The organism is Pseudoalteromonas sp. A601 (assembly GCF_002165575.1).
Classification (GTDB): Bacteria; Pseudomonadota; Gammaproteobacteria; order Enterobacterales; family Alteromonadaceae; genus Pseudoalteromonas.
Map to the genome: position 1 here is coordinate 60,709 of NZ_MXQF01000014.1, position 14,233 is coordinate 74,941.

Annotated in this window: 15 protein-coding genes; 6 read left to right on the forward strand and 9 right to left on the reverse strand. The window is 39.4% G+C overall.

Annotated features, from left to right (window positions below):
- The first annotated feature begins 8 nt into the window (after nucleotides 1-8).
- Complete coding sequence (locus B5G52_RS13090) at nucleotides 9-818, forward strand: DUF2797 domain-containing protein (protein ID WP_087533091.1); 810 nt, start codon at nucleotides 9-11, stop codon at nucleotides 816-818.
- Here B5G52_RS13090 and B5G52_RS13095 read toward each other — a convergent pair.
- The gene (locus B5G52_RS13095) at nucleotides 790-3,309 is read right to left on the reverse strand and encodes an EAL domain-containing protein (RefSeq protein WP_087533092.1); all 2,520 of its coding nucleotides are present in this window, start codon (nucleotides 3,307-3,309) and stop codon (nucleotides 790-792) included. The two genes, B5G52_RS13090 and B5G52_RS13095, sit on opposite strands and share 29 nt — an antisense overlap.
- A gap of 75 nt (nucleotides 3,310-3,384) precedes the next feature.
- Here B5G52_RS13095 and B5G52_RS13100 point away from each other — a divergent pair, with 75 nt between their 5' ends.
- Nucleotides 3,385-3,681 (forward strand): hypothetical protein, encoded by a 297-nt coding sequence (locus B5G52_RS13100; protein ID WP_087533093.1) that lies wholly within the window; start codon nucleotides 3,385-3,387, stop codon nucleotides 3,679-3,681.
- Here B5G52_RS13100 and B5G52_RS13105 read toward each other — a convergent pair.
- The 6 genes from B5G52_RS13105 to B5G52_RS13130 form a co-directional block, all read right to left on the reverse strand.
- Nucleotides 3,667-4,584, reverse strand: a complete 918-nt coding sequence (locus B5G52_RS13105; protein WP_087533158.1) for a histone deacetylase family protein — start codon at nucleotides 4,582-4,584, stop codon at nucleotides 3,667-3,669. The genes B5G52_RS13100 and B5G52_RS13105 overlap by 15 nt on opposite strands.
- Before the next feature lie 69 nt (nucleotides 4,585-4,653).
- Entirely contained in the window at nucleotides 4,654-6,198 is a 1,545-nt protein-coding gene (locus B5G52_RS13110) for a serine hydrolase (RefSeq protein WP_087533094.1), read from the reverse strand.
- Nucleotides 6,199-6,218: 20 nt separating this feature from the next.
- Nucleotides 6,219-6,713 carry a gamma-glutamylcyclotransferase family protein gene (locus B5G52_RS13115; RefSeq protein WP_087533095.1) on the reverse strand — a complete coding sequence of 165 codons (495 nt, stop codon included), beginning with the start codon at nucleotides 6,711-6,713 and terminating at the stop codon, nucleotides 6,219-6,221.
- A gap of 12 nt (nucleotides 6,714-6,725) precedes the next feature.
- Complete coding sequence (locus tag B5G52_RS13120) at nucleotides 6,726-7,349, reverse strand: LysE family translocator (protein ID WP_087533159.1); 624 nt, start codon at nucleotides 7,347-7,349, stop codon at nucleotides 6,726-6,728.
- A 4-nt stretch (nucleotides 7,350-7,353) separates the two neighbouring features.
- On the reverse strand, nucleotides 7,354-8,136 hold the full coding sequence (locus B5G52_RS13125; protein WP_087533096.1) for a hypothetical protein: 783 nt from the start codon (nucleotides 8,134-8,136) through the stop codon (nucleotides 7,354-7,356).
- Between the two features lie 9 nt (nucleotides 8,137-8,145).
- Nucleotides 8,146-8,616 carry a CreA family protein gene (locus B5G52_RS13130; RefSeq protein WP_087533097.1) on the reverse strand — a complete coding sequence of 157 codons (471 nt, stop codon included), beginning with the start codon at nucleotides 8,614-8,616 and terminating at the stop codon, nucleotides 8,146-8,148.
- Nucleotides 8,617-8,738: 122 nt separating this feature from the next.
- On the opposite strand from B5G52_RS13130, the gene B5G52_RS13135 reads away from it, so the two are divergent.
- Complete coding sequence (locus tag B5G52_RS13135) at nucleotides 8,739-9,326, forward strand: hypothetical protein (RefSeq protein ID WP_087533098.1); 588 nt, start codon at nucleotides 8,739-8,741, stop codon at nucleotides 9,324-9,326.
- Nucleotides 9,327-9,335: 9 nt separating this feature from the next.
- Nucleotides 9,336-9,665: a 5-carboxymethyl-2-hydroxymuconate Delta-isomerase gene (locus B5G52_RS13140; RefSeq protein WP_087533099.1), complete on the forward strand. Its 330-nt coding sequence runs from the start codon at nucleotides 9,336-9,338 to the stop codon at nucleotides 9,663-9,665.
- A 53-nt stretch (nucleotides 9,666-9,718) separates the two neighbouring features.
- Here B5G52_RS13140 and zapE read toward each other — a convergent pair whose 3' ends face one another.
- Nucleotides 9,719-10,819 (reverse strand): cell division protein ZapE, encoded by a 1,101-nt coding sequence (zapE, locus tag B5G52_RS13145; protein WP_254911208.1) that lies wholly within the window; start codon nucleotides 10,817-10,819, stop codon nucleotides 9,719-9,721.
- Nucleotides 10,820-10,882: 63 nt separating this feature from the next.
- On the opposite strand from zapE, the gene rsuA reads away from it, so the two are divergent.
- On the forward strand, nucleotides 10,883-11,581 hold the full coding sequence (gene rsuA, locus B5G52_RS13150; protein WP_087533161.1) for a 16S rRNA pseudouridine(516) synthase RsuA: 699 nt from the start codon (nucleotides 10,883-10,885) through the stop codon (nucleotides 11,579-11,581).
- 96 nt (nucleotides 11,582-11,677) lie between these two features.
- A complete protein-coding gene (locus B5G52_RS13155) occupies nucleotides 11,678-13,324 on the forward strand; it encodes a methyl-accepting chemotaxis protein (protein ID WP_087533100.1) in 1,647 nt (548 codons plus the stop codon).
- A gap of 64 nt (nucleotides 13,325-13,388) precedes the next feature.
- Here B5G52_RS13155 and B5G52_RS13160 read toward each other — a convergent pair whose 3' ends face one another.
- Complete coding sequence (locus B5G52_RS13160) at nucleotides 13,389-14,162, reverse strand: YggN family protein (RefSeq protein WP_087533101.1); 774 nt, start codon at nucleotides 14,160-14,162, stop codon at nucleotides 13,389-13,391.
- Between the last annotated feature and the right edge of the window lie 71 nt (nucleotides 14,163-14,233).

Genomic DNA, 14,233 nt, shown 5'->3' on the forward strand with positions numbered 1-14,233 from the left:
GCGTAAAGATGCAAGGTACTATTAAAAAGTTAAAATCATCTCTTACTCAACCAATCCAATATCACCTACCTGTAGGTGAAAAGCTGGTTGATTTGAATGCTTATATTGGTAAACAACTAACACTCACTTTTAGTGGCACAATTTTATGCTCAAATTGTGGTAAAAAAACCAAAAAAAGTTATTCTCAAGGACACTGCTTTGTCTGCATGCGTAAGCTAGCAAGCTGCGATATGTGCATTATGAAGCCTGAGACCTGTCACTACGACCAAGGAACGTGCCGAGAGCCAGAGTGGGGTGAAGAAAACTGCATGATCCCACATTACGTATATTTGGCTAACACCTCAGGTCTAAAAGTAGGAATTACACGCCACACGCAAATTCCGACTCGCTGGATTGATCAAGGTGCAACTCAGGCATTACCAATATTTAAGGTACAAACTCGGTTACAATCTGGCTTAGTTGAAGTTGCATTAGCGCAGTTTATTGCCGATAAAACTAATTGGCGTAATATGCTCAAAGGGCAAAATGATGTGCTTGATCTAAAAGTAGCTGCCGCTGAATTAATACCGCAAATTGCAGACAAACTTAATGAGCTCGCAGAATTATTCGGTGCAACAGCGATAGAGCAACTTGATGAAGAAATTGTTGATTTAGATTTTCCTGTTACCGAGTACCCCACTAAAATCACATCGTTTAATTTTGACAAAGACCCCGTTGTAAGCGGTATTTTACAAGGTATAAAAGGCCAGTATTTAATTTTTGATAATGGCGTAATCAATATCCGTAAGTTTACTTCTTATGAAGTGACTGTTGGCTAAACTGCGTATAAAAATCAACCCATTGCCGCTGCGCTAAAGGGCGGCAATAATGATATCCTTGTATTACATCACAGCCTAAACTCAATAAATATGCTTGTTGTGAAGCTTTCTCCACCCCTTCAGCAACAACAAGTAAGTTTAAATTACTTGCTAGCGCAATAATGGCCGCCACAATCTCACTATTACCGTATTCATCTGGGACTTTTGCAATAAAGCTAGCATCTATCTTTAATGTATCAAAAGGTAGCTTAGTTAAGTAACTTAAGGCCGAGTAACCGGTACCAAAATCATCCAAAGCAACGTTTACACCCAGTGACTTTATTTGTTGTAATTGTTTTTTTGCTTGAGAAAACGAGCTTATAAAACTGCTTTCTGTTAATTCTATCTCTAATAAACTACCTGGAAGTTGATAACGTTTGAGCATCTGATCAATATGTTGTACCAATTTCCCCTGACTTAAATGACATGCTGAAATATTAATTGCTAAACGCCCTGCATCTATACCTAAGGTTTGCCACTTAGATAATTCTTTTCCTGCCTGCTCAATGACCCATAAATCTAAACGCACGATCAAGCCTAGCTCTTCAGCTAAAGGAATAAAATGCGCAGGTGAAATCATACCCAAGGTAGGGTCGTCCCAACGTAATAAAGCCTCAACTCCCTGAATGCAGTTTGTTTTTAGGTTTAGCTTAGGCTGAAAGTACAACTCAAACTCATCATTATCAAGTGCATATTGAAAGCGGCTCATCATAGCTAAGCGCTCTAAAGATCGTGCATTCATTGATGGTTTAAATAGTTGGAACGAATTGCGTCCTTGCTCTTTAGAGCGATACATTGCAATATCAGCATGCTTTAAAAGCGTTTCACTATCTTGGCCATCTTCAGGATAAATAGCGGCACCAATTGAAGCTGTTACACCTACTTGTGCGCTATCGAGCAAAAATGGCATATTGAGTTTATTCAGAATTGTTTCTGCGACTTCACTAACATACTCAAAGCTATCCACATCAAACAATAGTACAAATTCATCGCCACCTAAGCGTGCAAGCGTATCTCCTTCATTTAAAACACATTGAATACGTTTTGCAACGAGTTGTAATAAGCAATCACCAGCGCTATGGCCCAATGTGTCGTTTATTTCTTTGAAGCGGTCTAAGTCGATAAACATCACCGCTAACAGAGTACTATCACGGTGTGCTGTGGCGAGTGCCATTTGTAACCTATCGTTAAACAAACGCCGATTGGGTAAGTCTGTAAGCTCGTCAAAATAAGCTAACTGAACTATTTTTTCTTCTGCATTTTTGCGCTCAGTGATATCGCTAAAAATGGCAGCATAAAGTACATCTGCATTATTTAGCTCTTTTATTTCAATAATAGTTAACCATTCAACATAAAGATCACCGCTTTTTTTACGGTTACATATCTCTCCCTGCCAAACTCCCTTAGTAGTAATCTCATGCCACATATCAATATAAAACGGCTTATCATGGCGCCCTGAGCTAAGAATATTAGGCCGCTTGCCAATGACCTCAAACTCTTTATAGCCCGTTAATTGAGTAAAAGCAGGGTTAACTTGAATAATAATCCCTTCTTGCGAAGTGATCATAATGCCATCAAGAGAAGAATCTATAATTTTATTTGCTAGGTAAAGGTTACTCTGCGAATGTTGTAGTGCGGCATCTCGTTGCTCAAGCACTTTTTCAAGCTCGCAGCAGTATGCACTTTCAATCTCATTGATTAAATGCTCTAAAGACAGCACCCCCATAACGTTATTATTATCAACAACAACTAGGTGGCGTACATTATTACTAGACATCAACCGATAAGCATCAAATAAACTACCAGTAGAACTGATTTGATAGGTAGGTCTACAGGCAAAGTCCCAGCATATGCCACCATTTTGATACTCTAGTATAAGGCTTAACAGATCACGCTGGGTAATAATACCGTGCTCTTGTAGCTGTTCATTAAAAACTAAAATCGCTTTATCATTACGTTCCCGCATTAGTTTAATAGCATCAGTAACAATCATCTGGCTCGAGACAATTAACACATCTTTATTATATTGATCGTTGATCGCTCTAAATTGTAAATAATGATCCAGCCCTTGATTACGTACAATATCGCTTACGCTAATTACACCACATACAAGACCACTTTCGTCTGTCACCAATAAGTGGCGTACACTATTTTGATGAAATACTAACGCTGCATCACTCAATAACCGTTGACTTGAAATACTCAATACAGGGCTCGACATCACACAACCAATTGTTAGCCCTTTAATCTCTTGATAAGTAAAATCAAGTTTCATGCAATCAGATTCAGTCCAGACACCTATAACCTCTTGCTGTTCTTCAATAAAAATAGCGCTAACATTATGTGCTCGCATTAGCTTTACAGCTTCTATAAGATGGGTTTCCTTAGAGCAGGCAATAACTTTATTAGTAAATACATCACAGACTTTTTGATAGCGACTACTTTTAGGCATCTTCAAATTCTTTTGCACAATAGAACCTATGAGTATAAATTAAGCAACAGGCTACTATTTGATTTAGGACAAAAAATGAGTGACTTTCAGCCTCAATTACTAATTTATAATAATGAAATAGACATCATAGAACATGCGAGCGATATCAATGATTTGCTTTATGGTGTGGATGATAAACAAAAAGAAACCGTTGTGTTATTAGATAAAAATAGAGGCTATCTAACACTCTCGGGGAGGCCGGCAAAAGAACGCTCTAGCGAGGAGCTCGCTGAGCTTGTGAAAAACTATTTAGTTAAAGAGGGACAGTGTTGTCTCGGAAAAATAGATACCCTTACACATGCTCAAGCCTTTACATTACTAGCTATCGACTAACGCTTTTACATGAGCTATTGCGCTTCTACCAAGAGCTGAAAGCGCATATCCCCCTTCAAGATAAGAGATAATACCTTTGCAATCAAGCTGCTTACTTAGCGTAGCTAATTGCTCAGTCAGCCAAGCATAATCGTCTTCTACAAATTTTAAACTTGCCATATCATCTTCAAGGTGGGCATCAAAACCTGCGCTTATAAAAATAAGCTCAGGCTTAAAGTTAGTTAGTTTAGGTAACCACTGTTGCTCATATAATGCTTTTAAATCTGAACCATCACTGGCAATCGGCAGCGGTGAATTAACCAGCGTTGCGTTATTCTCAACTGCGGTATTGGGATAGAATGGATATTGAAATAACGAACAAAACAACACAGAATCATCATTAATGAAAATATCTTGGGTACCATTACCGTGGTGAACATCAAAATCAACAATGGCAATACGCTTCACCCCTTTGCTTTGTGCATACTTTACCGCAATGGCCAAATTGTTATAAACACAAAAACCGGCAGATGTCGCGCGAGTAGCATGGTGACCTGGCGGTCTAACCGAGCAAAAAGCGGCATCGAGGTTATCAGCTAAAATCTCATCAACGGCAAGTAACCCTGCACCTACTGCGCGTTCAACCGCTTTTTGAGAGTCTGGGCATAACCATGTATCACCATCAAGCGACACAAGCCCTTCGGTTGGTAAGGTGTTTTCTACGTGCTTTACCAGCGATTCATCATGGGCTAATAGGTAATGTTCACGCTGTGCTTTTGGGGCCTGTTTTTGTTGTACTGCGACATCGAGTCCGCTTGCCAATAAACGATCAGCAATAGCATCCAAACGCTCTGGGCACTCAGGATGATCGTCAATCATTTTATGTTTACGACAATGTGGATGAGAAATAATCGCGGTACGCATACCAAGCTCCAAATAAGTTAATCGAGCCATAATAACAAAGCCACCTAATGGTGGCTCTGCGACTTTGGTTTACTTTGCTTGTAAATTTAGGTTTCTAAAATCAAAGCTAAAGTCTGTAACCGACGTTGATACTGCGCGCATATCTGCACTTTGTACACGATTCTTAGGACTCATTTGAAACTGAATAAATGCATCAGCTTCTAATAACTTCTCATCCCATTTCACGATAAAGGTATTACCTGTGTAGTGCTCAAGCTGTCCTTTTAAACGTTTAGTATGGGTAAAGTCTATTCGTAACTTGCCATCTAATTCCTCTATGATCACATCACCATACCAATCATCATGTAACGTGCCTGTATAGCTGATATTTGGTAGTTGTGGCTGATAATCTGCCGGGGCTTCAGGCTCTGCATTTGCGTACGCTTTTTGTTTACCTTCAAAGTGTTTTTTTGCTAAATCTTCAACCCAATCTTTATCTTCAAGGTCAAAGGCATCCTCTAGCACTTCGTAAGTAATCGCAGATAGTGCGCTAAAAGCTTGCTGATTACTGAGAATGACAATCCCTAGATTTTTCTCGGGCACCAAGGTTACCTGCGATACCATGCCTAAAATCCCACCGCCGTGTGCAAGCTTTTTAACCCCGTGGAAATCTTCAATACTCCAACCTAAACCATATCCCCTAAACTGTTGGTGATACGCTTCATATGCTTTTTCTGACGCCATAGAAGTAATATGTGGGTGCCACATTTGCGCTTGCTGTTTTTCACTAAAGAGTTGCTCACCATTTGGCATCTTGCCACCAGCAAGTTGCGTACGAAGCCACTGGCTCATATCACTAACACTTGATGCAATTGCTCCAGCACCACGAAAGTCTTCTAAGTAATTAACAAAAAATGGATTTAATTTCCCATCCATAGGAATATGACCCGTCGCCCAGTTTTTATTGCTACTTGGGATACGTGAAAAGCCAGCACGTGAGTTTTCCATTTTTAGTGGCTGCAAAATATTCTTCTCGATATAATCGTTCCAGCTCATACCAGAAACACGCGCAACCACTTCGCCTGCAGTGACAAACATTAAGTTGTTATAAGCATATTTACTACGAAAACTGCTCGCCGGTTTTAAGTACTTTAAACCTGCTAAGATTTCTTCTACTGATTTATCAGTATCAGGCCAGATCATTAAGTCGCCTTGACCCAAACCTAAACCACTGCGGTGGCTCAATAAATCACGAATAGTCATTTCTCGGGTGACGTAAGGGTCGTATAAACGAAACTCAGGTAGATGATCGATCACTTTGTCATCCCAGCTAATTTTGTCTTCATCGACTAATTTAGCCAACGCAGCTGCAGTAAAAGCTTTAGTATTTGAAGCTATGCCAAATAAAGTATTTTTATTAACTTTTTTTCCTGTATTTAAATGGCTTACACCAAAGCCTTTAGCAAATACCACTTTATCATTTTCAACAACAGCGACAGCCATCCCTGGGACATCAAAGCGTGCCATTGAGTTTTCAATCACTTGATTGAGCTGTTTAGTGTCTATCTCAGCATGGCTATTAAATGCAAAGCCAGTTAACAATGAGGCTGCAATGGCGAGTTTTGTTAATTTCATAACATTCCTTGGCGTATTTTTTATTGTTGATGTACGGCAAACTCAACAGCTGCACGTACTTTATCGCTATCTTGGCGGGTGGGCCGAGACTTTATGTTTTCACTGTACTCATTTGGCAAGTCCGCTTCAAGCGCTCCGCGATGAACGTGCTCTATATACCAGTCATAGGGTAGGATTGTTGCATCTGTGGTGTTTGCAATATAGCAATGTGCGGCTATTTTTTTGCCATCGAGTAAAATAACTTCAACTTCAACACAATCGTAACGCGGTCCTTCAATCGCATCGAGAATCTCTTTTTCATCTGCCGTTACTTGGTATACCACGCCATACACTTGTGCATCTTGGACTGTACTTTTTCTTACACTGCACTTACCAGATCCATCAAGGCTGACCATATCAAACGTTAACTCATACCCCATTAAGCGTGCGGTCCCTATGCGTTTAACTTCAGGAAGACGTGCTAATAAGCGATTTGAGGACATATTTGAGCCAAACGAAAAATTATAAAGTGCCATGCTTGTTTACTCCTATAAAACTACGCGTATTGCTAATGCGATTAAAATCACACCTATACCACGATCGAACCAATAACCACTTTTTTGAAAAAATCCACGTACATTAGATTTAGATAACACCAATGATAAAAATGAAAACCAAAGCCAGGTTGCTACTGCCATGTACAGACCATAACCTGCTTGCACCAAAAGCGGTGTTGTTTGACTGATCACCAAGGTAAATAACGACATAAAGAATAATGTCGCTTTAGGGTTTAGCGCATTCGTTAAAAAGCCTCGACGAAACGCAATCCAGACTGATTCTTCACTTTGCGTTTGTGATACTTCTTCGCGAGTATTTTCTTCAGGTTTAGCACTTCGTAACGCTTGAAATCCTATATACGCTAAATAAGCGCCTGCTAAGTATTTTAATGCCATAAATACAGAGGGTGATTGAGCTAATAATACCGCTACCCCCAATAAGCAATAACCCACATGCAGCAAGATCGCCAAGCCTACGCCAAAGCTAGTCCATAGCGCATTACGCCGTCCGTGTTGAATGCTTTGTTTGAGCACAATTGCAAAATCTGGCCCTGGGCTTGCTACAGCAAAAAAATGAGCTAATGCGATCAGTAGAAATTCATCTAAGTAATTCAAAAGTTCACCCCGCTTTTTTATCATCAAGAGCTAAAAGCAAAGGGTTTGCTGTGTCATTGATTACAGCTTTAATTTCTTTTTGCGCCTTTTTAAATTGACTGCGTAAATGAGGCTTTAAATACTTTTTAGAATCTCTATGCCCTTTAAAGTGACACGCAAGTGCATGCATAAATAATGTTTGTGATTCGGTTAATGCCGCTTGTCTATTAGCATACGGGTTATAACAAGAACCACATCCACCTTTAAATTGGTAAACGGTATTGCTCATCATTACACCAAAGCCTAAAAAGCACGCTAATGCATCACTGGCTTGTGGCAAAAACTCTTTACCGCCGGGGGGTAATACACCCACATGGTGAATCATAATGGTTGCTAATGTGCCTGCAAAACTCGCTACTAAATCTTGTGGTTGGTTTATTTGATTTGGGTTAAACGACACATTAACTTTATGTGGAGGAGGTACTATTAACTGACTCGCTTCGCCACGTAAGTATTCATTAAATACAAAATGCGGAAATACTTGCGGTTGTAATTGCGCAGGCCCTACAAGTTGAATAGGCCATGCCTGCATACCAGCATAACCCGAAACGCGTTCAAATACCTTACTAGCCATTTCTTCAATACTCGATACAGAGTCCGGAAAAAACTTATGGTTAGGTAAAATAAGCTGCGTATGATTGTGAAAAAAATCACTATCAAAGTTTTCCACGGTCCAAATAAATGTGTCAATAAGCCATTGTTGTTCTTGTGCTTCTAACAGTGGTTTGGGTTTAAATAACGCTAACATAAAATGCTCTTATTCTTGCTCTTGTGCCCATTGCCAAGCTTGCGTGTTATACAAAGGTACCGTCGATAATGCATGATGATGACTACCTGTAGACTCTTTAGTTGAATACGATAGATACAATAAAGACCGTGTTTGTGCATCATAAATTCGACGTACTTTTAATGATTTAAATAAAATACTTTTCGATGATTTAAAAACCACTTCACCCGATTTACTTCGGTCGATACCTTGAAGTTGCTCAGCAGTAATAGGGCCCGTTTGGCGACACGCAATTGACATATCCGAAGGGTCTGAGAAATCTAAGTTAGCTTCAATATGACTAATGTGGCAAGTCACCCCTGTAACCAACGGATCTTGCTGAGACACGACCTTAATATCTTTAGTAGTAAATAACCCTAAACTTACTGATGCAGCATCGTCTGAGCACCCTGCTTGTAAAGCCAATAACCCTAATAGACTAATTACTTTTAATGATTTCATACCATTCCTTTTATTCAATGTGTCAACAAACCCACTACAATAGTGCGCTGCGTGGTTACATTTTTATAGTAGCTATGCTTCAATAGTAACTGAAAAATTCTTCAACAACGAGCTGCAATACAATGAAAAAAATACTCATCCCGCTGTGTTTTTTAACTGCCACGGCTTACGCCCACGATGATTACTCTGTAAGCCTCTATGCTGGTAAAAACTTTAACCAAACATTAGAAACCAAAGAAGCACTTGAAGTTGAAATTAATGACGGCAACCACTTCGCTTTTAGTATTGACCGTAATATTGACCGTGCCCGCTATGGCTTTTACTTTGCACAAAGTAACAACGAGCTTGAAAACACTGAGGATAAAGAAGTAACCATGAAATACTTTTTATTCCAAAGTGCGGTTGAAGTCGCGTTAAGTAATCATATAAATAGTTATGTAGGTGCTCAAGTAGGCGCCAATTATGTACAAACTAATTTTACAAGTAATGACGTATTCTTTGCCAGCGGCATATATGGCGGCATTGAATATTTATTTAGTGATAAAGCCCGAGTTTTATTTGAAACCCGCTGGTTGGCAACTATAGTTAACAACGAAAGCACGGTTAACTGCACTTTGCCCACTGACGAAGATGATCAATGTTTATGGCATTTCGATGGCGACGTACTAAACCAATTTCAAACAAGTTTAGGTTTTACTTACCGCTTTTAGGAGCCCTCAATGCCCCATGTTGTGATCGAACACTCTGAAGACTTACCACTTTTACCACAAGTTTTAGTTGATAAAGTACATCAAACTACCTTTGAGAGTGGTTTATTTGAATTATCAACCATTAAAACTCGCGCCATCGCCTACCAACATTATCAATTAGGCGAAGGTAAAGACGGCTTTATCTATATCGCGGCTTATATAATGGCAGGTCGAACAACAACAGAAAAACAAGATCTCAGTGAGCGATTACTTAACTGCCTGCGCACCTATTGCAGAAAATCCTACAGCTTGAGCGTTAATATTTATGAGAATAACAGCGACACTTACCGAAAGTGTTAAGCTCTTTGTATGTTTTAAGTTTAGATATATTTATAGTTAATGATTATTCTGTATCACCAGCTTTGCATTTCAACTAATCTGGATTCTGTTCGTGCATATTCAAAGGCTAACTTTTTACCGCAATATAAGTTAGCCATGTCAACTTGGGTGCTTATAACTAATAATTTACCTCGGTCATAAAACTCATCAACTAAGGCTATAAAGCGTCGCGCTTCATCATCTAAAGTATGCTCTTGTAAGTCTTGCTTCTCGCGTTGATAACTGTCTTCAATGCCATGCACTATCTGCTTGCCTGTTGCCCTACTTCCCATGACGGGAACATTCGCAATATATACTCGTTCAAAATGCTCTGCTAAAAAAATATAATCAGCAGTGCTTCTCGGTCCTGAACACAAAGCCATGAAATCAAACAGAATAGCCTCTTTTGCTAGATGTATAAAGTGAATAGGCCGATGACATACATTTAAATTAGAGTGCGAATTGAGTTTAATTTCACGTTGTTCAAAGAGCATCGTAAGTGCTACATCATCATTAATAAAATAATACTTAAATTGATGACCATACCGAAAACGATGATCGAATTTCCCTTCTACACTAATCACTTTACAGTGCTCTTTGAGTAAATTTATAGTTGGTAAAAAGCGCACTCGTTGTAAGCCGTTCCTATATAATTCGTCGGGATGACAGTTTGAGGTTGCAATAAGAATAAGTCCCTGCTTGAAGAGTGCTTTGAATAACCCTGCCATCAGCATAGCATCACCAATATCACTGACAAAAAACTCATCAAAGCACAAAACGTTAACACTATGGCGCCATTCTTTAGCAATGATTTCTAATGGGTTTTTGCTGCCTTGTAACTGCCCTAGCCGTTGATGAATTTGTACCATAAAATGATGAAAATGCAGTCGTATTTTTTTATCATCACTTAACTGATGATAAAATAAGTCCATCAACATCGACTTTCCACGGCCTACCGGACCATGTAAGTACACGCCCCGAACCTTTGGTTGTGTTTGCCACCAAACACGTTTTTTAACTAAACTTTCAGCAAGACTTTGCAAGGCATTGACCGCTGTTAGTTGAGCTTGATCATACTGTAACTCTTTTTGCTCTACACGCTGCTGGTAGGTGGCTAAAATTTGTATTTGTGACACTGTTCTGGCTGCTTACTATCGGCTATACTCGCGCCATTGTAGCCGACTAAAAATGTGAACCCAATGAAATTTCCATGTCGTTTAGATAAATTTATTAGCCACCTAGCTCAAATACCGCGCAGTAAAGCAAAAGCAGGAATAAAGCAAAAAAACGCAACGATAAATGGTGAAACTGTAACCGCATTTGATCACCCAATTAGTCAAACTGATGAAGTATTATGGTTTGATGAAGCCTTGATATTTTTAGGAAAACGCTATTTTATGCTCAATAAACCGGCGGGTTATGTGTGTGCCAACACTGATGAATTACACCCAACCGTTTTTGACTTGCTCGATGAGCCTAATATGAATGATTTTCATGTTGCTGGCCGCCTTGATATAGATACCACAGGGCTAGTTTTAATTACCAATGACGGCGATTGGTCGCACAAAATCACTTCACCTAAACACAATAAATTCAAGAGTTACTTGGTTGAAACTCAAGAGCCATTGACTGATGATGCACTTGCGCAGCTTCGCCAAGGGGTGCAATTACACAATGAAAAAGCTCTTACTCGGCCAGCTAAAGCAGAGGCCTTGGCCAGCTACAGTTTACGCTTGTCGATCAGCGAAGGTAAATACCATCAAGTTAAACGAATGCTTGCCGCTGTAAATAATAAAGTAGTTGAATTGCATAGAGAAAAAATAGCAAACATTGAACTTGACCATTGTCTTGCTCAAGGAGAATATCGACCCCTTACAGAACAAGAACAACAACTTTAATATAATCTTGATAATATTTCATGATAGCGTTGTCATTTTTTATTAATAAAAACTAACAAATCGACGAAAAACGTGGTAGAAATTACTTAGGCATACATGATAAGGGGTTACATTGTGCATTCAGGTCTACCACTAAAAACAAAAATAGCGATCTTTGCAATTGCAATTTTTATTGCATTAATTGCAATCGCAACATTAGGATTACAATCATTAAGTCATGCAAGCCAAAGCGATAATATTGCGCGGATAAACCAACTTATGAAAAGCACCAGTAACATCGTGTTGCAATTCGAAGAGATGGTAGAAAAAGGTCAATTAAGTAATCAACAGGCCCAACAATTAGCAACACAAGTGTTACAAGAGAACAAATATCATGACTCTGAGTATGTTTATGTTGTTGATGATAAATTAAACTTTATAGCCGCTCCTCATGACCCGCAGCTTCACAATACCAGCTTTAATGACTTTAAAGATGCCAAAGGCAACAGTATTGGACGAATAGTTGAACGATTAGTTGGTAATAAAACAAACACAATTATTACATATCACTGGGATTCTGTCAGAGACGGAGACATCGTTAATTTAACCTCAGTTGTACAAAAGACCCCATTATTTGGCTGGTATATTGGCACTGGTATCAGTGAAAAAGAAGTTAATGAACGTTATTGGAATACCGCAAAGTGGTTACTTGGTCTATCCTTAATTATTGCAGTTGCACTAACTATTGCAATAGCTCGCTTTGGTATTTCATTGAGCAATGCACTCGGTGGTGAAGTTGATGAAGTTATTGATATTGTAAAACAGGTATCTCGAGGCAAATTAAACTCACATATTCGAACAGATGCGCCGCCAGAAAGTATTATAGCTGCGATGCATTATATGCAACAGGGCTTACGAGGTGTTGTTGGTAGTATTAAAGATGTAACTGACAGCCTTAAAAGTCAAAGCGTAGATAACGAATCGCGTTCTACTGAGCTTGATAAGCTAACTCGTAGTCTAAATGAAGAAACCCACATGGTTGCCTCAGCAATCACCGAGCTTACAGCATCAGCGCAAACAGTGGTTGAACATGCCGAGCAAGCAGCCCACTCGGTGCAAGAAGCTGAAAGCCAAGGTCAAAACGCAAATCACTTAACCACAGAGGCTGCGGATACCATAGTTCTTTTAGAGCAACAAATTGATAGCGCTGGCAATAACATCCAACTTCTTGATGATGAAGTAAATAATATCGCAAATGTGCTAAGCGTTATTCAAAGCATAGCTGAGCAAACCAACCTACTTGCGCTTAATGCAGCGATAGAAGCCGCACGAGCAGGAGAGCAAGGCAGAGGCTTTGCGGTGGTGGCCGATGAAGTTAGAGGGCTTGCACAACGTACTCAAACCAGTACAGAAGAAATACGTAACATGATTGGCAAGCTTCAAACCGCCACCCAAGATGCTAAGACCTCTGTAAACCTAAGCATTACTACTAGCGAACAAACCGTTGCTAAATCAAAACATGCTAGTGAGGAGCTGCAACGAGTAGCTTCGTCATTAAGTGCCATAGCACAAATGAGTCATCAAATAGCGATTGCAGCAAAAGAGCAACTTGATGCTGGTGAAGATACTGCAAAAAGAATCGTGACTATTTCAGATACAGCCTCACAGACTGCTGACGTATCACATCAAGCGCATGCAGCAACAGATTTAATTAAAGGGCTAACCAATAATTTGGAGGCTGAGACTGATAAGTTTAGGTCTTAGTTAGCTTTTAGGTAAATACCTTCCCTTACAAAACCCGCTAAATAAACGCGGGTTTTTTATTGTTTTACGATTTTATTTGTACTAGGTCGAAGTCAGCAAGGTCTGGCACGATCATTTGTAAACGTGACTCTGTTACATCTAATGAGTTTAAACACTCACAATACTCAGAGGCTTTAAGCTCAAGCTGATGCGCTTTTTTTTGCAACGACTTATCAATTTCTTTCGAGATAATATCCATCCGCTGGCCCATATCATTAATACGATCCTCGATGTTACCTTCGCGAGATTTAAATGCATCACCCAGCGATACTAAAATAGCACCTAATGAGCCATGAACTGCAGAGTGAATTTTTTTACTTATCTCTTCGGTAAAAAAATCATCAATTTTAGATAGTGATTGTGGCGCAATAAAAAAGAAATCATCGCCACGTTTAAACTTATCCATTAACGCGCGCTCAACGTATTGTAATTGTGTTTTAAGCACTTCAGGCTCTTTATCTGACATACCCTCAACAACTTGTTCAATGGCGCTTAAACCGAGGTTAACACCATCTGTAGCGAGCTCTACCAGCTCAGGGACGGTATCTCGTATTCCTTTACTGAACTGCTCCAATACTTGGCTTTCTTCATTACTTAAATCTATCCAATAGCCGCGAATAAAAAGTTGGTTATTATTATTTATTTGAACTCGCGTTTGCCCTTTATCGACAATACGAATTACGTCATCGGTGATAATAAGGCCGTGACTAAGTTCAACTTCACATTGGACTTGAGAAAAAGCGAAAGGACTTGAAAGTGCTATAGACAACGCCAATATCGAGCGAGATAAAAACGCCATAAACACCTCAAAAAGACAAAACATGGAAGGCGGCTAGGTTAACAAAAAACCAATTTTATGCAAGAGAAACG